Source organism: Desulfovibrio sp. SGI.169 (assembly GCF_050313595.1).
Lineage (GTDB): Bacteria > Desulfobacterota > Desulfovibrionia > Desulfovibrionales > Desulfovibrionaceae > Desulfovibrio.
Genome location: NZ_JBNPLS010000004.1, coordinates 139,164 through 161,451 on the forward strand (window position 1 = coordinate 139,164; position 22,288 = coordinate 161,451).

The window sequence follows — 22,288 nt, forward strand, 5'->3', positions numbered from 1 at the left end:
CTCACCTCATGTTGTGGCGGCGGCCAGCCAGGGGCAGAAGGTCAGCGCCCGCGCCGTCCAGAGGGGGAATGTGCGCGCCGTTGCCCCAGGCTGCTGGCGGTGCAGGGTCAGCGGAGCTTCCAGGCGCAGTTCCGGGGCCGCGTTTTTACGGGCTTCAGCCAGCAGGCGCGTGGCCGGGCCGCGCCTGTGGGGCCGCACGGGAATAATCCGGCGCAGGCCCAGATGCGCCTCTTCAAGGGCCGCGCAAAGCCGGGGCAGGGAGCGCGCCTCGAAAATGCAGAAAAAATGCCCATGGTGGCGCAGCAGTCTGGCGGCGGCGCGGCAGAAAACATGCAGGGCCCCGGCGTCGCGCAGGGCGCGCTCCCGCAGCGCCGAGGGCGACGCCCTGCCCTGGCCCGGCAGGCCGTAGGGCGGGTTGGCCAGCACCAGGTCGCGCGTTCCGTCTTCTTCCGGCAGAGGGGCCGCGAGGTCCGCCGCCCGGAAGAGCAGCCTGCGCTCCAGCCCCAGTGCGCGGGCATTGCGGCTGGCCGCCTCCAGCAAGGCCGGCTCACGCTCCAGGCCCAGCCCGCGCGTTTCGGGGCAGCGCAGGGCCAGGCCCAGCAGGGCCGCGCCGCAACCGCAACCCAGTTCCGCAACAGAGAGCGCCAGGGCCCGGGGCCCCGCCCTGAAGAGGCGGGCGCGGCGTTCCTCGCAATGCCGGGCCGCGAAGGCCGCCAGCAACAAGGCGTCCAGGCCGAAGCGCAATGCCCCGCCGGGCTGCGCCAGACCTCGCGGGAAAGCGGCGCGGGCCGCGCTGACGCTTTCTGGCGTATGTGCTTCCCGTTCTAGCAAAGTCTGATTCTTACAGCGTCGTGCGTCATGCCGTCGCCCCGCATGCCATGCCTTACAGCAACGCGCCGTCCCAGTTAAACAGGCCCTGGCGTCGCGCTTCCGGCAGCCCGGCGGGCGGGTTTTCCTGAATATGGACAAAAAAGCCGTAACCAGCGGCCGTCAGCTCTTGCCGCTTGGTCATGAGGTCCAAGGGCCAGCCGGGGTAGAGCCAGATATTGCCGCCGTACTGCCGGGCCCAGAACACCTCGCCCTTGGGGCTCATAAACGGTTCGTTGGCCTTGACGCCCAGCAGGCCGAAGCGGCTGAGGCCCACGGGCCAGAAACCGCTGAGCACCATGCCCAGCGGCAGGGGGCTTTGCCCTGGCAGGGCCAGCAGGTCTTCGCGGGCCAGCTCCGGGCTGACAAAGGCCCCGGCAAAGCCCATGCCCGCCAGCACGCCCAGCGCCGGAGCGTTGGCCGCATTACAGAAGGGCCCGGCCAGCAGATCCGCGTCATCGGGCAGTTGCGCCGGAAAAAAGCCGCGCTGCCAGGGCGCGTTGCAGACAAAATGGCGCGCCCCTTCGCGCCAGAGCCGGGTGATCATCCGGCGCAGGCCGTCCTCTTCTTCCGGCCAGAGCACAGGCGGCAGCCACCAGGCCACACGCGGGGCCACCGTGCGCGAAATTTCCGCGCTGCGCGGCGAAAGCCAGAGCGCCAGCAATTGATTGCGGCCGCCGCGCGTTTCGCGCCCCTGCGGCAGGGCGGCGCGCAAGAGCATGTCCGCCCTGGGGCGGGATTTGACGGGCGCGGGCAGGCGGGGGGCGCTGTCCACAGCTTCGCTGGAACGACCGGGCAGGGCCTCCAGTCGGGCCAGCCAGGGTTTGAGCGCCTGCATCAGTTCCGGCTCGCGCCGGTCAATGAGGAAAACCGGCGTGCCGGCCCTGGGCGTTTTGTGCCTGGGCAGACGCAAGACCAGGCTCCCGGCCTTGGGAACGCGGCGGGTCACCGGCAGGGTGGCGTGCCAGCGCTCATCCTCCACGCCTATGCGCAGGTAGTCCTGCGGCAGGAGTTCAAAATGCGGTTTGAGCAGCAGGCGACCGTCTGGCTCCACACGAATTTTGCCCGCCAGCAAACCCGAACTGGTCTGTCCGTCGGGCGTGGTGGGCACGCTGTTTTTCTGTGGCAGAAAGCGCGCCCGGCTGCCGGGCCGACCCAGCGCCATGCCCAGAATTTCCTCGGCGGTTCTGCGCGCCTTGGGGTCGCCCGCATGGTCGCGCAGCATACGGTAGGCCGTGACCACATGGTAGACGTAATGCGGGCCTTTTTTGCGGCCCTCGATTTTCCAGGAGGCCAGATGGGGAATGCCCAGAAGGGTTTTGGCCAGCACATCCAGCGAAAGATCCAGACAGGAGAAAAAGCGGCCGCTGCGCTCCTTGCCGCGCGGCGGCCGGGGGGAACGGCGCGCGGCGCCATCACTCTCAAAGGGGCGGATTTCGCGGGCGGAGCGCCCGTTGCGGTTCTCCCGCGTTTTTTTCCCGTCCTGGCGGGCGGCGTCCCGCCCGTCATTTTCCGCATTGCGGAAAAGGGCCTGCAAGGCCGCGCCGCCCTGACGGTAAACACGGCGGCAGGGCTGCACGCAACGGCCGCGCAGGCCGCTTTTGCCGCCCATATAGCTGGACCAGTAGCAACGCCCGGATACGCAATAGCACAGCGCCCCGTGGATGAAGCATTCCAGATCAAGGCCGTCCGGGCAGGCTTCGCCCATGCGCCGAATCTCGTCAATGGACAGTTCACGCGGCAGAATCGCCCGGTCAGCGCCCAGGGCTTTCGCCTGAAGCAAGGCTTCGGGATGGGTCAGGTTAGCCAGAGTGGACAAAAACAGCCCCCCCTCGAAACCGGCCTGCCGCGCCAGATCCAGCATGGCCAGATCCTGAATGATCAGTCCGTCCGGGCGCACCTGGCGAGCCAGGCGCGCGACCAGGCGGTAGGCGGCGGCGCTTTCGCCGGGTTTGATCAGGGTATTCATGGCCACATACACGCGCGCGTTTTCGGCGTGGGCCAGGTCTGTAAGGCGGGACAGCTCGGCAAGGCCAAAATTCTCCGCCTGCATGCGGGCGGAAAAATGCTTCAGCCCCAGATAAACGGCATCGGCCCCGGCGGCCAGAGCCGCCAGAAAAGAGGGCGCGTCGCCGGCCGGAGCCAGAATTTCCGGTTTACGCGGCATGGCGGCGGGTAAGATGTCCTGTGTGCTCATATTTTGTAATACTCTTTATACCAGTCCACAAAGCGGGCTATGCCTTCGCGCAGGGGCGTCACCGGCGCAAAGCCGGTGACCGCGGTCAGGGCGTCGATGTCGGCCCAGGTGGCTTCCACGTCTCCGGGCTGCATGGGCAGCATTTCCTTGAGGGCGGTCTTGCCCAGGGCCTCTTCCAGCACGGCGATGAATTCGTTCAGCTCCACAGCCTGGTTGTTGCCGATATTGTAGACGCGCCAGGGCGCGGAGCTGGAGGCCGGATCCGGCGAGGCGGCGTCAAAGGCCGGGTTTGGCGTCGCGGTCAGGGGCAGCAGGCGCGCCACGCCTTCCACAATATCGTCGATATAGGTGAAGTCGCGGCGCATGCGCCCTTCGTTGAAAACCTTGATGGGCTCGCCGCGCACAATGGCCGTGGTGAAAAGGTGCAAAGCCATGTCCGGGCGGCCCCAGGGGCCGTAGACGGTGAAGAAGCGCAGTCCCGTGCAGGGCAGGCGGTAGAGATGGCTGTACGCATGGGCCATGAGTTCGTTGCTCTTCTTGGTGGCCGCATAGAGACTTGCCGGATGGTCCACATTGTGGCGCACGGAGTAGGGCCGGGCGGCGTTAAGGCCATAGACCGAGGAGGATGAGGCGAAGAGCAGGTGTTCCACGCCGCCGTGGCGGCAGCCCTCCAGCAGATTGCCGAAACCGACCAGATTGGCGTTGACGTAGGAGGCGGGATTTTTCAGGCTGTAGCGCACGCCGGCCTGGGCCGCCAGATTGACCACATGGCTGAAGCGCTCGCGCCGGAACAGCCCGGCCATGCCGTCCGCGTCAGCCAGATCGAGAAGTTCAAAGCGAAAGCGCCCGCGCGCTTCGGGCATGGCCTCCAGGCTGGACAGCCGGTCTTTTTTCAATTGCACGTCATAATAGTCGTTGCAATTGTCCATGCCCACCACCGTATGCCCGTCGGCCAGCAGCCGCCGGGCCAGATGATAGCCGATGAAGCCCGCTACGCCGGTTACCAGAACATGCATGTCGCCCCCTTTGCGTGTCGCCACAAGGTAAGCCAGATGGCCCCCGGGGGCAAGGGCAGGCTATGGCGGCACTTGCCGGATGGCGGGCGGACACGTATGCTGTGGCATATGGCATTGAGGTGCATATGAAAGCGTCGCCTGAGCATTCATCGCAAACTTCCCCCGACCGTGCCCGGCCGAATGCCCGCGAGGCCACGCGTGGCCGCGCCCAGCCCTGGTATGCCGGGGAGCGCAGGGACACGCTGTTTTATCTGCTGGTTGCCGTGCTTTTTGTGGAAATGATCGTGGGCGGCGTGTGCTTTTTTTACGGGCTGATGCACGCCGCGCCGCAGACGCCGGGCGGGCCGCCCGTGGCGCGCTTTCCCTGGCTGGTCTGGGCGCTTGCCTCGGTGCTTGCGCCCGTGGCGCTTCTGCTGGTGGTGCATCTGACGGGCCGCTGGCTTTCCCATACGCTGGACGGGGAACGGGAGGGCGAGGCGGGCAACCTGGAAAGTGAGGCTGTGCCCGAGCGTTTACGGCATTTCTACGCTATGGTGCGTAGCGCGCCCACCGTGGTTTTGCTGCTGGGCATCCTGCTGCTGGGCGCGGGGCTTTTTTTCGTGGACGGGGCTTTTTCCGCCCTGGCCAGTCTGGGCGGCGCGCTGATGCCGTATATTCCCTGGATAGCGGGCAGCGCGACGGGTCTTCTGGCTGTCTGCTTTCTGATCCAGCGCTGGTTCGCCTACCGCCAGCGCCGCATGGAGCAGGAATACGCCTTTCGGCGGGAAGTGCTTGAGCGCACCGGCATTGTGCTTGTGGACAAAGGCTGCGTGCCCTTGCCGTCGAATGAGCGGCAGCGCGCCATGCTGGTGTCGGCGGAAAGCGCGAAGGCACTGCCGCCGGTGCTGGATGTGGACGGCGCGACGCCGGATGCCCAGGAGCGCGCCGCGCTCGCGGAGAGCGCGGGCGCGGACGAAGAAACGGCTATTTCCGGGTCAGGGCCAGTTCCGCCAGAGCGTTGACGCAGGCGGCGGCCACGGCTGAACCGCCCTTGCGGCCCAGCAGGGTGAAGTGCGGCCAGGGGCTCTGGTGGAGCAACTGCTTGGACTGGGCCGCGTTCACAAAGCCCACCGGCATGCCCACAATCAGGGCGGGCGCGGGCGCGCCGCGCTCCAGCGCCTCCAGCAGGGCCAGCAGGGCCGTGGGCGCGTTGCCGATGAGCATGATCTGTCCCGCCAGCCTGTCCGCCACGGCCGCCACGCCCGCGCGGGAACGGGTGACGCCCAGCCGCCGCGCCGTTTCTTCCAGGCCCGGCAGGGCCATGAGCGGCGTCACCGTGACGCCCAGGGGGGCCATGCGGCGCGTGGGCAGACCGGCGGCGGCCATGCGCGTGTCTGTAAAGACCGCGCAGCCGTGGCGCAGGGCCTCCACGCCCGCTGCGAGACCCTTTTCGCTCAGGCGCAAATCCGCAATGATTTCCGTATCGCCCAGGGTGTGCACGCAACGCCGGGCCACCTGCCAGAGCGCCCCCCGAAAGGGGCGCGGTTCCGGAATTTCCGCGTCAATAATCGCAAAGGAACGGTTTTCGATGGCCTGCGGCGTGGCGGCCGGGTCCAGCACAATATTCCGGGACATGCTTGCCTCGTGTTGCAATGAGCGCATTCCAGTCTCTACTTGCAAAAGTAGACACATTACAAAACTAGCAGGGGTTTTGCGGCGGCGTAGCCGCCGTGACTGAGCGAAAAACCACGTTTTTTCACGAACGATCCCGCAAAAATTCTTCGCGGAATTTTTGCAATCAGACACTAGAGTATTTTGCTTTTGAAATTTGCGCTTCAAAAGCGACGCCGCACTTCCCCGCAGGGCGGGGCAAGCGCCTGAAAAACGCGCTTTTCAGACGCGTTGGCGCGGGCGTCCGCTCTCGCGGCCGCCGGAAAATCATGCCTTTTTCAAAGGCAATTCGCTCTGGCTTTCCCGCAAGTCAACATTCAAAGGCCCGCCAGCCAGGCCCGCCAGAAGCGGCGCGCGCCTTCCGGGTAAAGGTGCAGCCATGAGCCGGCCGCGGCTCCCAGACGGCAGCCTTCCGGCCCCAGAATCGCGCCCTGGCTGTCGCTCAGTTGCCAGAGCGGCGCGCAGCCGTTCGGCAGCGTTGCTTCCTCCAGGCGGCCGTAATGAAATTCGTGACCGCGCGCCCGCAAGGGGCGCGCCGAACCGGAGAGCCCTGGCGCGCAAACGGCAGGCCAGCCAGGCAGGGCGCGGGCGGCGCGGTAGCCCAGAGCCGCCCTTTGCCCGTCCATCAGGCAGGTCAGGGGCAGCAGGCCGCTCATGGGATAATGCCGACCGTTCAGCCGCAGCGCGCGCATCAGATAGATATAGCCCCCGCATTCGCCGTAGATGGGCAGACCCTGTTTCGCCAGGGCGCGCAGGGTCGCGCGCATGCCCGTATTGGCGGCCAGGGCCTGGGCGTGCAGTTCCGGATAACCGCCGGGAAAGTACAGACCGTCGCATGCGGGCGGCGCGGCGTCCCTGAGCGGCGAAAAAAAATGCAGTTCCGCCCCCAGCTCCCGCAGGAGGGCGGGCAGGTCCGCATAGCAAAAGCTGAAGGCCGCGTCCCAGGCCACGCCCAGCCTTGGCCGCCGCGCCGCCTTCAGCCTGCGGACGCGGGGCGTGAAAAAGCGCGCCGGCGGCGCGTCCGTGACAGACGCAGGGGCCGCTTGCGCCGGAACGACGCCCAAGGGCGCGTTCAGCGCGCGCAGCAGCGCCGTCACCTGGCAGTGGGCTTCCAGCCAGGCGCTCAGGGCCTCGCGGTTCAGGCCAGGCAGGCTTTCTCGCGCCTCCACCAGGCCCAGGTGGCGTGATTTCAGTTGCGGCGCGCCCTCTCGCGGCAAAAGGCCCAGCAGGGGCACGCCCGTTTCCGCCGTCAGCGGGGCCAGAGCCTGTCGCAGTATTTCCCCGTGCTTTTTGCCGCCCACATGGGTGCAGATCATGCCGGCAAAGGCCGGCTGGCCCGCATGGACGGCCCAGGCCGGACGATGGCGGAGAAAGCCTTCGGCCAGCGCCGCCACGGACTGCCCCAGGCCGTGGGTATTGAGCGTCAGCAGCACGGGCAGGCCCAGCAGGGCGGCCAGTTGGGCTGTGCAGCCCGCGCCCCCGGCCCCGCCATCGTAAAGGCCCATAGCCCCTTCCACCAGCAGCATATCCGCAGGGCGACCATCCGCGTCCGGCCGGCGCATGCGGGCAAAGATTCGCGCCAGCCCCCCGGGCATGCGGCGTAACGGCGCTTCCCCCCCGCATGCCCGCGCTTCGCGGCACATCCAGACATCCAGATTGGCGGCGGGCGCGCCGGTCAGCGCGGCGTGAAAGGCGGCGTCAATGAAATCCGGCCCGCTTTTGGCGGCATGAACCCGCAGACCTCTGGCGCGCAGGGCGCAGAGCAGGGCCAGAGTGGTGACGGTTTTTCCGGTGTTGCTGCCGGTGCCGGCCACAACAAGACCGGGAATGCGGTGCGGCGTTTTTTGTGCCATGCGAAAATGCGGATGCCACAACGGCGGCAAGCCGTGGCGGAGCTTTCCCTGTCCTAACGGTGGCGGAGAGCCTCGGCAATGATGGCCGCATCCTCTTCCGGCCGGGCCTTGACGCCCAGCTCGCTGTTGCCGCCGGAGCAGCGAAAGCCCTCCGGCCCCAGCTCAAGCACGCCGCCGGAAAGAACCTGGCCGTAGGGCAGTTGCTCGCGCATGTCGCCGTGATCCACCCGGCGCGGGAAGATGAAGGGCGCCGCCCGACCGGAAAAGTCCTCCACAATCAGATAGTTCATACGGCCTCCTGACGTTTTGCGGGTGTGGCCGGCCCGTCGCGGCACTCTAACGCCCGCCGCGCCGGTTCCGCAAATACTGGCGCACGGCGCGATTGTGTTCCGTGAGCGTGGTGGAAAAAACGTGTTCGCCGCCGTCGGTTTTGGCCACAAAGTAGATGAAATCGTGTTTTTCCGGCGTGACGGCGGCGGCCAGAGCCGCTGTGCCGAAAGAGCAGATAGGCCCCGGCGGCAGACCGGGCCGCTGGTAGGTGTTATAAAGATTGGCCGGATCATCCAGATGCTTGCGGCGCAGATTGCCGTCAAAGGCCGGGCCCAGGCCGTAAATTACCGTGGGATCGGCCTGAAGCAGCATCTGCCGGGCCAGGCGATTTTGGTACACCCCGGCCACGCGGGGCCGTTCCGTATCAATGGCGGTTTCTTTTTCCACCACTGAGGCCAGAATCACCCATTTTTTGAGCTCGTCGGCCCTGGGTTTGACCCCGCTTGGCCAGACGGCGGCTGTTCTGCGCCAGAAATTGTCCACCATGCGCCCCGCCACGGCGCGGGCCTGGGCCTTGAGCCGGGCCTCGTCCGGCGCGTCGTCCTTTTTGAGCAGATAGGTGTCGGGCATCAGAAAGCCTTCGGCCGTGGCAAAGGGGATGCCGTAATGGCGCAGGAAGTCGGGATCGTTCACCACATCCCGAAAATCCGCGAAGCGGAGCAGCCCGGCTTCTTCCAGCAGGCGTCCGGTCTGCCACCAGGTCAGCCCTTCGGGCACGGTGACGCGAAAGAGCGCCGGCCTGCCGTTGACCAGAACATCCAGCACCCGGTCTGGCGTCCAGCCGGTGTTCAGGGCGAAACGCCCGGCCTGGAGGCGGTTCTCCCACTGTCTGTAGCGGGCCAGCAGGCTGAACTTGCGGGCATCGGTAATCAGGCCCTTTTCGGCCAGCGTGGCGGAGACCTGCCCCAGACGGGCGCCGGGCGTCACGTCAAAATAGATTTCGCGGCCCGGACTTTCCGGGGCGCTGTCCAGAAAGATACGGGCCTCGCGCCATAACCAGCCGCAGGCCGCCAGCGCCAGCACAAGCAGCGGGCCAACAATGCGCAACAGGTTTTTCAAGCCGCTCTCCGTTGAGCGGGCGGCAACGCCAGGAAGGAAGCGAGGATGCGCACCGCCGCCTGCTGATCCAGAATGGCCTTGCGCTTGCGCGCCTTGAGCCCGGCTTCGCGCAAATCGGCCCAGGCCTCTTCGGAACTCAGCAGCTCGGGCATGTAAAAGAAGGGCAGGTTCAGCCGCCTCTTGAGACGCCCGGTGATGTTGCGCACCTGCCTGGTGGTCAGGCTGTCCGTGCCGTCATCCAGCACGGGCAGGCCCATGACCACGGCCCCGGCCCCTTCCGCCGCGATTCTGGCCGCCAGAGCCGCCAGAAAGTCCTTACGGTTCGCGTGCTCCTCAAGGCGCAGGGTAAGCAGGGGAAAGACCAGCCGCCCTTCCGGGTCGGACACGGCTAGGCCCGTGCGGGCCAGACCGTAATCGACGCCCACATACTTCAAGGCTTTACAGCCCCATTTTTTCCCGCACCAGAGCCATGGTGCCCGCGGCAAAGGCGCGCGCCTTCTCGTTGCCGGCCGCAAGAATCTCCTCCACCGCGCCCGGGCGGGCGTCCAGAGCGGCGCGCCGCTCCTGCAGAGGGGTCAGAAAGGCTTCAAGATTCTTGAGAAAAATCTTTTTGCAGTCCACGCAGCCCAGTTGGGCCGAGGCGCAGCCCTGACGGATTTCGGCCTGTTCCTCCGGGCTGCTCAGCAGCACATGGTAGGGGAAGAGGTTGCAGATGTCGGGATTGCCGGGGTCTGATTTGCGCAGCCGGGCCTTGTCGGTGAACATGCCGCGCACCTTTTCCTGAATGCTGGCCAGGTCGTCGGAAAGGAAGATGCCATTGCTGTAGCTTTTGGACATCTTGCGGCCGTCCAGGCCCGGACATTTGGCCGCCGGGGTGAGCATGGCCCGCGGTTCGGGGAAAAGGTCGCCGTAAAAATAGTTGAAGCGCCGCGCGATTTCGCGGGTCAGTTCCATGTGCGGCAACTGGTCTTCGCCCACGGGCACGCCGTGCGGCCGGTACATGAGAATGTCGGCGGCCATCAGCACCGGGTAACAGAGAAAACCCGCGTTGCCCAGATCCTTGTTGCTGATCTGCTGTTGCTGTTCCTTGTAGGTGGGGTTGCGCTCCAGCCAGGAGACCGGCGTAACCATGGAGAGCAGCAGCGAAAGTTCGCTGTGCTCCTTGACCGCGGACTGGCGAAAAATGACGCATTTCTCAGGGGCCAAACCCGCGCCCACCCAGTCTTTGACCATTTCGGCGATATTGTGGCGGATACGCGAGGGGTCAGCGTAATCGCTGGTCAGGGCGTGCCAGTCGGCCACGAAGAAGTAGGCCTCTTCACTGTTCTGCAGATCCACCCAGTTTTTGAGCACCCCGAAATAATGACCGAGATGCAGCGGCCCGGTGGGCCGCATGCCGGAGACAGTGCGCGGTTCTTTGCTCATAACTACCCTTGTTGTCTTACAATATGCCCAGAAGCAACAGCAGGCCCCTGGCGCTTCCGCTGACCAGCGGCCCCAGCACATAGCCCAGAGCCCCGGTGAACAGCAGCGCCAAAAGAATGATGAAGCCGTAGCGCTCCATGCTCAGATAGCGCCAGGCCGTGTTGCCCGGCAGAAAATAGGCCACAACCCTGCTGCCGTCCAGCGGCGGAATAGGCATCAAATTGAGCCAGCCCAGGCCGAAATTGATCACCACGCCGGCCTGAAGCGAGGACAGGGCAAAGATGTAGAGCGTATGCTGCCGCCAGAGCTCAAAGGGAAAAATTTTCAGAGTGAGGCCCAGGGCCACGCCAAAGACGACGGCCAGCAGAAAGTTGGTCAGCGGGCCGGCCAGGGCCACCAGCATCATGCCTCTGGCGGGGTTGCGGAAATAGCGCGGGTTTACGGGCACCGGCCTGGCCCAGCCGAAGACGAACGCGCCGGACAGGCTGGTCAGGCCGAAGACCAGCAGGCCCACAGGGTCGATGTGCGGCAGAGGGTTTATGGTCAGACGGCCCATGGCGCGGGCAGTGGGGTCGCCCTGTCGTTCGGCGGCCCAGCCGTGAGCCACTTCGTGCAGGATGATGCCCAGCAGGGCGGGCGCCAGGGCGATGGACAGCGCGTGGAGAGCCTGGGAAAAATCAAGATCAAACATGTCTGGCGGGTATCATGTTCGGGCCGGAATGTCGATATGGCGGCGCATTTGCGCAAGCTATGAGGCGCGCATGCTCAGGCGTCCGGCAGGCGAAAAAATGTTGCGCGATCCAGGCTCAGGAACAGGCCAGGCCAGCTCTTTGCGGCCGGGCCCAGAGGAAAGGCGTAAAAATCGGCCACCCGCCAGGGCGCGCTCTGAAAGAACAGCGCCTCGCCCGCCAGACGCGCGCCAGGCTCGTCTTGCAGATGCTCCCTTTTCAGAAGGCGCGTCAGCAGCCACTCCTGGACGGGCAGAGGCGCAAGACGCCGCCAGTCCGGCGGATTGAGCCGCAAAATTTCAATGTTTTCGGGCAGGGGGGCGTCCGCGCGCAGCACAAGCCAGGCGTCGTCAAAGGTGATGTTGGGCCCGCTCCGGGCCCGGACGCGCCAGGCCGCGCTGACGCCGCTCTTCCGCAGGGCCGGGGGGACGGTCAGCGCTGTGCGCATGGCGGCGTCCCGCACATTGCGGACAGCCGCCGCCGGCTCTGGCCGGGCGCTGCGCACGCTCCCCACGCCGTACATCCAGGCCGCCCAGAGATTGGGCCAGACTTCTGCTTCGCCGGGCAGCGCTTCGCCCATATGAATGGGAAAGACGGGGGCCGGCGGCAGTTCTTGCACTACAGCTTGCGGCAACGCGGGGTCAACTCGGCGTTTGCGGGCGTCGGGGCGGTGGATTTCGCCCAGCAGGCCGAACCTGGGCGGGGCATCGGTTTCGCCGTCCGCGGCCGCGCCCAGCGCCGTGAGATAGCCGTAACGCTGGCTCAGGGTTTCGGCCAGAATCGCCATATTGCCGTTGACGGCATTGACGAGGGTCTGGCCCAGGTTGCCGCCCAGACAAAATGCCGTTGCCAGCGCCAGAAGCGGCAGCCAGACGGGCAGACGGCGGATCAGACGCCGCGCCGTGCCCGACGCCTCGGGCAGGGCGTGGAGGGCGAAGCCGAAAGCGCAGGCGGCGTACAGGCTCAGGCCGGCGGGGAGCTTGTTTGAGGAGCTGATGGTCACGTCGCTGAGCGCGTGCAGTATGGTGAGCCCGCCGGAAAGCAGCAGATAGGCCGCTATGGCCGTAATGGCCAGCCACAGCGCCTTTTTGCGGTCGCAAGCGGTGTTTTCAGGCTCGTCCGGCGGGCGGGACGGCCGGGCGCGCCACAGAAGAAAGACCAGCGTCAGCACGGCCCACGGCCAAAGGCCGTCAAAAAACCAGAAGGCGCTGCGCAGCCATTCATCCCAGGCCGCGCAAAGCTGCCGCCATTGTACATCCGGGCTGACGTGGCGCACCGCCTTGCGGTAAAAATTGCCCGGAGCCAGAAAAGAAAAAAGCAGCGCGCCCAGACACCATGCCCCCACCTTCAGAAAATCCGGCAGGCGTCGCCCCGTGCCGGGGCTTAGCTTGCCGTTCTCTGGCTCGCGATCCGCGCGCCAGGCCAGGAGGCAGGCCGCGCCCGCGCAGAGAACCACCGCCGCGGCGGAATGCTCGTACACGCCCACGGCCAGCACGCCGGCGGCAATGGCCGCGCGCCGCGCGCGTCTTGCGGCGGCGGGCCGCGCAATGGCCCGCACGCGCCAGAGCCGGCAGAGCGCCCAGAGAAAACAGAAGGCCAGGGCCGGTTGCAGGCCCATGGTCAGGGCGTCGGTGAGCATGTAGAATGTTTGCAGGTTCTGATGGCAGCAGAACAGGGCAAGAACGGCAAGGCAGGCGCACAAGGCCGCGTCGCGGCGGGCCATGAGGCCGCCGCCGGACTCGCGGGCCAGGCCGTAGACCGCCAGACCATACAGGGCCGCCACCGCCGCGCAGACCAGGCCGTATGCCGGGCGCAGTTCTCCGGCCTTGCCCAGAAACACGGCCAGAAAGTGATAGGTGTAGCGGCCGCTCCAGGTCAGCCATTCGCGGCCGATTTCATACAGGCCGCCGGGCAGATCAAAGAGAAACATGGCGCGGGTGACTTCGTCAAAATCATCCCCGCGCGGAAAGAGAAAGCCGAAGGCATAAACAAAGGGAAGCAGCGGCGCAAGCAGCAGCCAGCGGAGCGGGTTGAAGCGGCGTCCGGCCCCGGACGCCGGCGGGATGGGCCGGCCCACCCCTGCTAAACCTCGATGACGCGGATATCTCCGCGCGTTTCATTGACCTTTTTGCGGAAAGACTGCCGCCGATCCTCACCATCCAGCAGGCCGGCCAGCCACTCGGCCACATGCAGCACAGGCCGTTTGTCGCGCATGGCGATCAGGCTGCGGGCGATGCCGATCTTGCAGGAGGGGCAGCCCACCACCACCGGGCCGCCGTAGCCCTTTTCAAAGGCTTTGCCCAGCCGCGCCCGCTTGCGCGAGCGCAGCAGGTTGTAAATTTGCGGCGAGGTCATGGCCCCCATGCCCGACTCGCCGCAGCAGCCGGGGCTGAGGCTGACCCTGAGACCGCTGAAATCGCCCAGGGCCCTGACAAGCTGTTGCTGGCCCTTGATTTTATGCACATCGGCCCATTCGCAGTGGCAGGCCCCGTGGTAGAGCAACTCCCGGCCCCGGCCTTCCGTGGGCAAAATGGCCGTCTTGTCCAGCAGCGGCAGGGTCAGCTGGCTCACGTCCCTGCGCTGCAGGGCGGGGAACTGCTCTTCCAGATGCAGGCGTTCCAGCCCGTCCCGGCAGGAGCCGCAGGCCGAAACCAGATATTGGCAATCAAAACCCTGTTTGGCCAGATTGCGCAGCATGGAGGCCAGGTACTGGCGGTTCTGGGCCAGATTGTCCTCAAAGGCCGTATCCATGCCCGCGGCCAGCAAGGGGTAGCCGCAGCAAAGGTGTCTGGGCGGCACGGCCACGACAAAACCGGCCCTGAGCAGCAGCATGATGGAGGAAATGCCGATGCGGTCGTAAAAAAGCGCGCCGCCGCAACCCGGAAAGTACACCACGCAGGGCATGCCCGGCGTGGGCTCGGCCGGGGCGAAAACCGAACCACGGTGCAGTCTGAGGGCTTCATACAGATTGGTGTAGCCCATCTTGGGCCCGCGCCCGGAAAAGAGCGGGCTTTGCATGCGCCTTTTCCAGATTTCCGGCACAAAGCCCAGAAACTTGTTCTGCATCTTCTGGCCCAGCGAGGCCATCTTGGCGGCCTTGGGCGCGCGGTGGGGGATGTCGCGCGCCAGCCACTCCAGAGCGCGTTCCTTGACGGGGTGGCCGCCCGCGCCCTCGTGCTCCAGCAGGGCGCGCAGGGTCAGGGCCACCTCGCCGGAGGGAATCTTTACCGGGCAGTTGGCCATGCAGCGACCGCAGGCCGTGCAGTGCTCCACCACATCACGCAGCCATTTGAGCAGACGCTCGTCGATGCGGCCCTTGTTGACCTGGGAATAGTAAACCGCTTCCAGCAGCATGCCCAGCACCATGTTTTTATTGCGCGGGTGGTATTGCATGGAGCGTTCGGGATAGCACATGGCGCAGACCTGCTTGCATTTGCCGCAGCGGGTGCAGACCTGAATGGCCGTGAGCAGGCTGATGAGCTTTTCCTTGTCCGGCAGGCCGCTTTCACGAATGTCGCCGATCAGGCGGTTGAAGGAAAAGGTGAAGGGCCGCACCGGCAGCTCGCGGTGCACCAGCTTGGCGGGGTTCATGACGTCGCGGGGGTCCACGCGTTCTTTGAAGGCGCGCAGGGCATCCATTTTGTCTTTGCCGAAAAAGGCGATCTTTGTGATGCCGATGCCGTGCTCGCCCGACACTTCGCCGCCCATTTCCTGGCATTCGGCCATGACCCTGGCGGCGGTTTCCTCGGCTTCCTCCAGCATGTGGGCGTCATTGGAGTTCACCGGGATGTTCACATGGCAGTTGCCGTCGCCAGCGTGCATATGGCTGGCCACCACAATGCGGCTGGCCTCCATGTAGTCGCGTATTTTGCCGATTTTTTTGGTCAGATGAGGATATTTTTCCGCCAGTTGCCCGAGAAAGCTCTCGGCGCGCGCGCCCATTTCGCTGTCCGAAACGTCCGTGGCCGGCACGTCGCCGGACGCGGCCCTGGAAGCCTGGGAGAACTCGCGGTTGAAGTCCTTGTCCTCCAGGGGGAAGCCGGGCAGGCGGCCCACCTCCTGCAGGGCGAAGCGATAGGCCGCCGCCGTGCATTCCAGATTGAGCTGTTCCAGAAAGAGCGCGAAATCCGGGATGCGCTCCATGGGAATGACCACATCCTCATTGAGCTTGAAGCCCGACGTGCGCCTGGCGATGGCCGACAGGCGGTGGCGGTCCTCCCAGAAGCGTTCGGCCTCCTTGTCGTCCGCGGCCACAATGATGTCCACATTGTCCTGCCGTTCCACCAGGCTCACAATGTCGCCCACGCACTTGTCCAGCAGATAGGGGTCGTCGCCGTCGGCCTGAAGGATGATGACGGAAATGGGCAGACCCTCGTATTTTTCGGACTTGCGTTTGTATTCAATGGCCTGGACGTACTTGGCGTTGAACTCTTCCAGGGCCGAAAGATGGGCGTAGTCGCCCTCCTGCCGGATGCGGTTGCGCAGGGCCACCAGCTCGCGCACCACCACGGCCGCGGGGTGCATGGAGCGGCCGAAAAATTCCAGCACCATGACCCGCTTGTGCTGCGGCTTTTTGTGAATGATGAAGCCGGCCTCGGTGATGATGCCGTCCACGCCTTCCTTCTGCATGCCGGGCAGGCCGCCCAGGGCCTTGTTGGTCACGTCCTTGCCCAGACCGGGCAGGCGAATTTCGTCGCCGCGCAGGTGCACCACATTGCGCACGCCGCCGCTGACATCCTTGACCACAAAGACGGCGGTTTCATCAGGCAGAATTTTGTGCCGGGGGTGGTTTTCGCGCTCCACGGTGATAATTTCGCCGGTGGGCGTGACCATGCGCCACCAGAGCAGGTTGTCCAGGGTGGTGCCGTACTCGAAGGCGCTGGGCCCGCCCGCGTTTTCCGAGACGTTGCCGCCAATGGACGACGCCTGTTTGGAGGCCGGGTCCACGGTAAAAAAAGCGCCCGCCGCGTCCACCGCGTTGATCACCTCCTGGGTGATGGCCCCGGCCTGGCAGGTGACGGTCATTTCTTTCGGGTCAATGGGGCCGATGCGGGTCAGGCGGGTGAGGCTGACGATGAGCGTGCGCTTGCGCGCGGGCACGGCCCCGCCGGTCATGCCGGAACCGCCGCCGCGCGGTATCAGCGCAAATTTCATGTCATTGGCCAGTCTGACCAGCGCGGCCACCTGCTCGGTGGTATCCGGCTCCACCACCAGCAGAGGCAGCTCCATGCGCAGGTCGGTGGCGTCGGTGGCCGTTTCCACCAGGGCCGAAGGTTCGGTGAGAATGCACTCGTCGGGCAGGATGCGGCGCAGGGCGTCGATGAGCCTGCCCCTGAACTCAGCCTCCGCCTCATGGGCGGACCAGAACATGGTGATGCCCTCGCCGATGGCCGTGGCGTAATAGTGGGCCAGAGCCACGGATTCCCGCTCAAAGCCCTCGCGCACGCTGCCGCGCACGGTGTCGGCGTCGATAAAGGGATTGTAGGCCACCAGAAAAAGTTCCTCGGCGATGGCAATGGCCAGATTGCGCACGGATTCGGGCCATTCCGCAAAATCGTCGATATTGATCTTCAGGATGCGGTTCACCACATAGTCGGGCGAAATGGAAATATGCGGACCCTTATGGGGCATGATCATCTACCTCAATGACAGTGAATGGCTGGCGCAAGGCACGCGGGCTCATGGAGAAAGCTTCTTTTCTACGTTGTCCGGGCGCGGATGGCAAGCGCGGCCGGAAGGCGGCCGCCGCAAGCTCACGCGTTTGCCTTTGACATTTGCGCCCGTCCGGCTATCTTCGTGCCTGCCCGCAACCAGCCTGAACAGCGCCCGCATGGCGCGCAACAAGAGGTTTTATGCTGATTTACAAACTCCAGCCGCTCACCGATGTGCTCGACTGGCTGCATCACTGCTGGGAACGCCCGTCCACGCAGCGGCGTCTCGCCCTGTTTTTGCTGTGGTTTTATCTGCTTGTCCTGGCGGGGGTGGAGCTGAAACGCATGGGCCTGTATCCGCTCTGGCTGCCGCAACCCCCGGACAGCCATTTTTACGCCATTCACATGGCGTTCACGCTGATTCTGGGCATGGAGGTCATGAGCCTGATTTTTGTGATTCCCTCATCCCTGTCCCAATCCATGGGCAAGCAGTTCGAGATTCTCACCCTGATTCTGCTGCGCAACGCCTTCAAGGAGCTGGCGGCCCTGCGGGAGCCGGTGCATATCGGCTTCGACAATATTCAGGCCGTGGTGGAAATAGGCGTGTCCGGGGCCGGAGCCTTGTGCGTCTTTCTCTGTCTGGGCCTGTACCGGCGCATCGCGCGGCGGCAGCGCTTCATCCCAAGCCCGGACATGCGCATGCGCTATGTCATGAGCAAAAAGCTGCTGGCCCTGGGCCTGTTCGTGATCTTTTTCAGCTTCGGCGTGTATGATCTGGCGCTTCATCTGCACTCCGGCAGGGAGCAGCACTTTTTTGAAACCATCTACACAGTGCTGATTTTCGCGGATATCGCCATGGTGCTCATTGCCCAGCGCTACATGCCCTGCTATCACGCGGTGTTCCGCAATTCGGGCTTTGTCATCGGCACGTTGCTCATGCGGCTTTCATTGTCGGCCCCGCCGCTCTGGAGCCCGGTCATCGGGCTGTTCGCCGCCCTTTTCGTTCTGGCGCTGACCTGGGGCACCAATCTTTTCAGCCCCTATCTGAAGCCGGAAGAAAAAAACGGCGGTTGAACGCGAACACGCCCCGCCGCGCGCCGCATGCCGGCGACAGCGCAAAGCCCCTCCGCCTTTCGCCGGAGGGGCTTTGTCTTGCAACAAAAAGCTCCCCGACCGGGAAGCGGCGGGGAGCTGCGACATCGCGAAAAAATGCGGCCCTAGGCGTTGGCGGCCTTGAGCATTTCCTCCACCATGGACAGGGTGGGGGTGGCCCCGGCTTCCAGGCCGCAGAGGCCGCGCACGGCCAGCATAAGCATGTCGAACTGAAGGGCCATTTCGGTTACGCCGTTGTCAATGACGCAGTTGTCGCCGCGCACCGACAGCCGGTAGGCATGGCGGCTGCGTTCCTGACCGCTGGAACGCACAATGTAATACACCTGCTCGTTGTTGTCCGTCACATAGAGCTTCTGGCGGGTGAGCATGCCGCGCTCCTCGTCATACCAGGAGCACTCTGAAAAAAGGCGGCCGCGAAACTGAAAATCGCTGCCGTTGTCATGTTTCAGACAGATGTCTTCCATATTCTTCTGCACGTTCACTCCTTCCTCCGCGTGCTCTTGCCGGACGGAGACCGGGACACTGGCGGGTATCGCTGGAAGCAAGCTAGCATTGCAGGCGAAGCCTTGTCAATAATCGCAGCAACCAAACAGCAAAATCGCATGCGGCGGGCGGGAGTGTTTTTCAATGCATTGAAATATATTGTTAAAATATTGGTCCCTGTCTAGAAATAGTCTTGCGGTTCGCCTGAAAAATTCGTGAAACAGCCCGGGTTCCGCGTTATGGCCGCATGTCGCGCCAAAAAGGCCAGACAGGGTCGCGCCCGCGTCGCTGGCCCTGTTGCGCCGAAAAACGATCCCCGCTTCGTGGGCGCGCTCCCGTTCTTTCGCATTGCGGTTTTAAAGCATTGCCTTTGAAGTCGTGCTTTAATTGTCAGAAAAGTCAGTGCCGGCGCGCTTTTTCAGCCTGTTGCGTTTCTGCCGGCATTTTTTTGGGCGTGCCGCCCCGCCTGCCGGCAAAACGCGCATAGCAGCGGGCCACGGGCGAGGCCGGGTCCATGCCCGCCAAAAAAGAGCCGCTGGGGCGCGCGGGCCGGGCGGGGGGCCGGATGTCGGGCCGCGTCTTCCGGTCGGGCGTTCCCGCGGGGGAGGGGGGCGCGCCCGCGTTCAGGATGTTTTTGCCCAGCACCAGCGTAACCTTTATGCTGCTGAAAAAGGGTTTTTCCATGAACGCGTTGACGCGTTCCAGAATTTCCCCGCTCATCAGGTGCAATTCCTGCATAAGCATGGCGTCTTCGGCGCCGAGCAGCAGCATCTCCTTGTGATGTCCCAGGGGCAGAGCCAGAGGGGCCAGCTCCGGCCCCATGACCTTTTCCCAGTTCCGCCAGAGCAGGCTCAGGCGGGCGCGTTCCGGCCCGCCGCCCAGGGCGGCCAGCAGCGCGGCGAGCAGATCGCCGGCCAGCGCGGGGCCGCCGTCTTTGCGCTGTTGACGCGCCCGTCGCGTCAGCTTGCGCATGGGGGCGGCATGGGGCGGGGCTTGCTGTTTCATGCCGGTGTGACCCAAAGCCTTTCAATGCGGTTGTGCCGGTTTTGCGCCGCCGCGCGCCCCTTGCCGGAATACGCGTTTTCAGAGCCTCCCCTGTCTTCTCCCGGCTTTTCCGTCGGGCGTCCGCCGGCGCGTGCGTCCCCGGCGGGACAAGAGCGGGGCAGGGTCGAAACGGGGCCCGGCAAGGGATAGCTAGTGTCTACTTGCAAAAGTGGACACTGCAAAACCCGTAAAGTTTTGCGGCGGCGTGGCCGGGTTCATTTGCGAAAACCACGTTTTTTCGCCAACGATCCTGCAAAAATTCTTCGTGGAATTTTTGCAATAAGACACTTGGGGACAGACGGGGGCGGATGAAGACGGCCCCACTTCCTTTTACCTGTCATTGCCTTGCTGCCCGTGAAAAGCAAGGTTTTGAACATGCCCGCTTCGGTAGGCCGCATCAGCCTGCTTGACTATATCTGGATAGGCTGATATTAACATCAAATTAAGTTGATTTATATGTGGAAAACTTCATGGCATTGTTGTATTTCAAGGCTCTTTCTGATGAAACCCGGCTGCGGCTTGTGCATATTTTGCTGCATTATGAGCTGTCGGTCAACGAGCTGGTGCGCATCTTGGGCATGGGCCAGTCGCGGGTTTCCCGACATCTGAAAATTCTTACCGAGGCCGGGCTGCTGACCTCGCGCCGCGACGGGCTGTGGGTGTTTTACGCCGCGCCGCGTGCCGGGAAGGAGCGCGATTTTCTGCGGGCGGTCATGCCCTTTGCGCCCGCCGACGCGCTCATGCGCGCTGATCTGGGCATGGCCGCGCAGATTCTGGAAGAGCGCGCCCGCAAAACCCGCCAGTTTTTCAACGCCATCGCCGAAGATTGGGACGAGCTCAACCGCGAGGTGCTTGGCGCGTTTGACCTGCCGGAGGCGGTTTGCGCCGCCGTGCCTGACGGCTGCGGCACGGCTGTGGACCTGGGCTGCGGCACGGGCGCTGTGCTTGGCCGCCTGTTGCCGCTGGCGCGCGGGGTTATTGGCGTGGACGGTTCGGCCCGCATGCTGGAGCTCTGCCGCCGCCGCTTCAGTCAGGAAGATCTGGGCGGCGGCCGGGTTTCCCTGCGCATCGGCGAGCTCAGCCATTTGCCCTTGCGTGATCATGAGGCGGACTTCGCCTGCATCAACCTTGTGCTGCACCATTTGTCCGCGCCGGAGGAAGGTCTGCGCGAAATCCGCCGGATCATGGCCCCCGGCGGGCGTTTGTTCGTGGCGGATTTTCTGCGCCACAACGACGAAACCATGCGCAGCCGTTACGGCGACCGCTGGCTGGGCTTTGAAGAAAGCGAACTGGCCGCCGCTCTGGAGCGGGCCGGCTTTGCCCTTGCGCGCGGCGCGCGGCGGCCCGTGGGCCGTGGGCTTGAGCTGCTGCTGATGGAGGCCGCCGCCCGCTGACGCCCCGCATTGACCATTTGCCAAAACTCCCAAGGAGAAAATCAAGATGACCAAAGCACTGGATTTGAGCCTGCCACATAAAGTGGCGGACATGAACCTGGCCGATTTCGGCGGGAAGGAAATGCAGCTTTCCGAACGGGAAATGCCCGGCCTTATGGAATGCATCAGAAAGTACGGCCCGCGAAAACCCCTCAAGGGGCTCAAAATCATGGGCTCTCTGCACATGACCATCCAGACGGCCATGCTGATCAAAACCCTGCACGCCCTGGGCGCGGACATCCGCTGGGCCTCGTGCAACATTTTTTCCACCCAGGATCACGCGGCGGCGGCCGTGGCCGAGCAGGGTCTGGCCAGGGTTTTCGCCTGGAAGGGCGAAACCCTTGAAGACTACTGGTGGTGCACGGAAATGGCCCTGACCTGGCCCGACGGCTCCGGCCCCGATCTTATCGTGGACGATGGCGGCGACGCCACCCTGCTCATCCACAAGGGGGCGGAGGCTGAAAACGATCCCTCCATCCTGGCGCAAAAGACCGATAACAAGGAATTTCAGTGTGTGCTGGATCGTCTGGCCCTGCGCCTCAAGGAAGACCCGCGGCACTGGCGCAGGGTGGCGGCCGGCATGAAGGGCGTTTCTGAAGAAACCACCACCGGAGTGCACCGCCTCTATCAGCTGGAGAAGGAAGGCAAGCTGCTTTTCCCGGCCATCAACGTCAACGATTCGGTAACCAAATCCAAGTTTGACAATCTTTACGGCTGCCGCGAGTCGCTGGCCGACGGCATCAAGCGCGCCACGGATATCATGGTGGCGGGCAAGGTGGTTGTGGTCTGCGGTTACGGCGATGTGGGCAAGGGCTGCGCCCAGTCCATGCGGGGCTTCGGCGCGCGCGTGCTGGTGACTGAGATTGACCCCATCTGCGCGCTTCAGGCCGCGATGGAAGGCTATGAAGTGACCACCGTGGAGGACGCGCTGCCCCTGGGCGACATCTATGTGACGTGCACCGGCAATTACCATGTGATCACCGGCGCGCATATGGAAGGCATGAAGGATGAGGCCATTGTCTGCAATATCGGCCACTTCGATAATGAAATCGACATGAACTACCTGGAGAGCACGCCCGGCGTCAGCAAGCTGAACATCAAGCCCCAGGTGGACAAATGGACCCTCAAATCCGGCCGCAGCATTCTGGTGCTGGCCGAAGGCCGCCTGGTCAACCTGGGCTGCGCCACGGGCCATGCCAGCTTTGTCATGTCCAACAGCTTTACCAACCAGACCCTGGCCCAGATCAAGCTGGCCTCCGAAAAGCTGGAAAACAGGGTCTATACCCTGCCCAAGGAGCTGGATGAAGAAGTGGCCCGCCTGCACCTGGGCCGCCTGGGCGCCAGACTGACCAGGCTCACGCGGGAACAGGCCGACTATATTGGCGTGAATGTGGACGGGCCGTACAAGCCCGAAATGTACCGGTATTGATTTTTCTCTG

At 64.5% G+C, this 22,288-nt stretch carries 18 protein-coding genes; 4 read left to right on the forward strand and 14 right to left on the reverse strand.

Features of this window, described 5'->3' with window-relative positions:
* Positions 1–6: 6 nt before the first annotated feature.
* From ACQRA4_RS03750 to ACQRA4_RS03760, 3 genes are read right to left on the reverse strand one after another with little or no spacing between them, the layout of a single operon-like run.
* On the reverse strand, positions 7–831 hold the full coding sequence (locus tag ACQRA4_RS03750; RefSeq protein ID WP_427821744.1) for a tRNA1(Val) (adenine(37)-N6)-methyltransferase: 825 nt from the start codon (positions 829–831) through the stop codon (positions 7–9).
* Between the two features lie 52 nt (positions 832–883).
* The gene (locus tag ACQRA4_RS03755; RefSeq protein ID WP_427821745.1) at positions 884–3,064 is read right to left on the reverse strand and encodes a peptidase U32 family protein; all 2,181 of its coding nucleotides are present in this window, start codon (positions 3,062–3,064) and stop codon (positions 884–886) included.
* A complete protein-coding gene (locus ACQRA4_RS03760; protein ID WP_427821746.1) occupies positions 3,061–4,080 on the reverse strand; it encodes an NAD-dependent epimerase in 1,020 nt (339 codons plus the stop codon). The genes ACQRA4_RS03755 and ACQRA4_RS03760 overlap by 4 nt, the downstream gene beginning before the upstream one ends.
* Positions 4,081–4,205: 125 nt before the next feature.
* Between ACQRA4_RS03760 and ACQRA4_RS03765 the strand changes: the two genes are divergently transcribed.
* A complete protein-coding gene (locus ACQRA4_RS03765; RefSeq protein ID WP_427821747.1) occupies positions 4,206–5,081 on the forward strand; it encodes a hypothetical protein in 876 nt (291 codons plus the stop codon).
* On the opposite strand, the gene ACQRA4_RS03770 is transcribed toward ACQRA4_RS03765, so the two are convergent.
* The 9 genes from ACQRA4_RS03770 to ACQRA4_RS03810 form a co-directional block, all read right to left on the reverse strand.
* Positions 5,044–5,694: a precorrin-8X methylmutase gene (locus ACQRA4_RS03770; protein WP_427821748.1), complete on the reverse strand. Its 651-nt coding sequence runs from the start codon at positions 5,692–5,694 to the stop codon at positions 5,044–5,046. The two genes, ACQRA4_RS03765 and ACQRA4_RS03770, sit on opposite strands and share 38 nt — an antisense overlap.
* Positions 5,695–6,047: 353 nt before the next feature.
* The gene (locus tag ACQRA4_RS03775; RefSeq protein ID WP_427821749.1) at positions 6,048–7,583 is read right to left on the reverse strand and encodes a cobyrinate a,c-diamide synthase; all 1,536 of its coding nucleotides are present in this window, start codon (positions 7,581–7,583) and stop codon (positions 6,048–6,050) included.
* A gap of 53 nt (positions 7,584–7,636) precedes the next feature.
* Entirely contained in the window at positions 7,637–7,873 is a 237-nt protein-coding gene (locus ACQRA4_RS03780; protein WP_427821750.1) for a hypothetical protein, read from the reverse strand.
* 46 nt (positions 7,874–7,919) lie between these two features.
* Positions 7,920–8,972, reverse strand: a complete 1,053-nt coding sequence (gene mltG / locus ACQRA4_RS03785; RefSeq protein ID WP_427821751.1) for an endolytic transglycosylase MltG — start codon at positions 8,970–8,972, stop codon at positions 7,920–7,922.
* Complete coding sequence (gene ruvX, locus ACQRA4_RS03790) at positions 8,969–9,406, reverse strand: Holliday junction resolvase RuvX (RefSeq protein WP_427821752.1); 438 nt, start codon at positions 9,404–9,406, stop codon at positions 8,969–8,971. Before ruvX ends, mltG begins: the two co-directional genes overlap by 4 nt.
* Before the next feature lie 4 nt (positions 9,407–9,410).
* Positions 9,411–10,397: a tryptophan--tRNA ligase gene (trpS, locus tag ACQRA4_RS03795; protein ID WP_427821753.1), complete on the reverse strand. Its 987-nt coding sequence runs from the start codon at positions 10,395–10,397 to the stop codon at positions 9,411–9,413.
* 16 nt (positions 10,398–10,413) lie between these two features.
* A complete protein-coding gene (locus ACQRA4_RS03800) occupies positions 10,414–11,088 on the reverse strand; it encodes a site-2 protease family protein (protein WP_427821754.1) in 675 nt (224 codons plus the stop codon).
* 74 nt (positions 11,089–11,162) lie between these two features.
* Positions 11,163–13,202 carry a hypothetical protein gene (locus ACQRA4_RS03805; RefSeq protein ID WP_427821755.1) on the reverse strand — a complete coding sequence of 680 codons (2,040 nt, stop codon included), beginning with the start codon at positions 13,200–13,202 and terminating at the stop codon, positions 11,163–11,165.
* A gap of 5 nt (positions 13,203–13,207) precedes the next feature.
* Entirely contained in the window at positions 13,208–16,756 is a 3,549-nt protein-coding gene (locus ACQRA4_RS03810) for an FAD-binding and (Fe-S)-binding domain-containing protein (protein ID WP_427821756.1), read from the reverse strand.
* Positions 16,757–16,977: 221 nt separating this feature from the next.
* On the opposite strand from ACQRA4_RS03810, the gene ACQRA4_RS03815 reads away from it, so the two are divergent.
* Positions 16,978–17,850 carry a hypothetical protein gene (locus ACQRA4_RS03815; RefSeq protein WP_427821757.1) on the forward strand — a complete coding sequence of 291 codons (873 nt, stop codon included), beginning with the start codon at positions 16,978–16,980 and terminating at the stop codon, positions 17,848–17,850.
* Positions 17,851–17,993: 143 nt separating this feature from the next.
* On the opposite strand, the gene ACQRA4_RS03820 is transcribed toward ACQRA4_RS03815, so the two are convergent.
* Together ACQRA4_RS03820 and ACQRA4_RS03825 are read right to left on the reverse strand one after the other, a co-directional pair.
* Positions 17,994–18,365 (reverse strand): hypothetical protein, encoded by a 372-nt coding sequence (locus tag ACQRA4_RS03820; RefSeq protein WP_427821758.1) that lies wholly within the window; start codon positions 18,363–18,365, stop codon positions 17,994–17,996.
* Between the two features lie 406 nt (positions 18,366–18,771).
* A complete protein-coding gene (locus ACQRA4_RS03825) occupies positions 18,772–19,377 on the reverse strand; it encodes a DUF721 domain-containing protein (protein ID WP_427821759.1) in 606 nt (201 codons plus the stop codon).
* 509 nt (positions 19,378–19,886) lie between these two features.
* Here ACQRA4_RS03825 and ACQRA4_RS03830 point away from each other — a divergent pair.
* Complete coding sequence (locus tag ACQRA4_RS03830; RefSeq protein WP_427821760.1) at positions 19,887–20,810, forward strand: ArsR/SmtB family transcription factor; 924 nt, start codon at positions 19,887–19,889, stop codon at positions 20,808–20,810.
* A 46-nt stretch (positions 20,811–20,856) separates the two neighbouring features.
* Entirely contained in the window at positions 20,857–22,278 is a 1,422-nt protein-coding gene (ahcY, locus tag ACQRA4_RS03835) for an adenosylhomocysteinase (protein WP_427821761.1), read from the forward strand.
* The last annotated feature ends 10 nt before the right edge of the window (positions 22,279–22,288 follow it).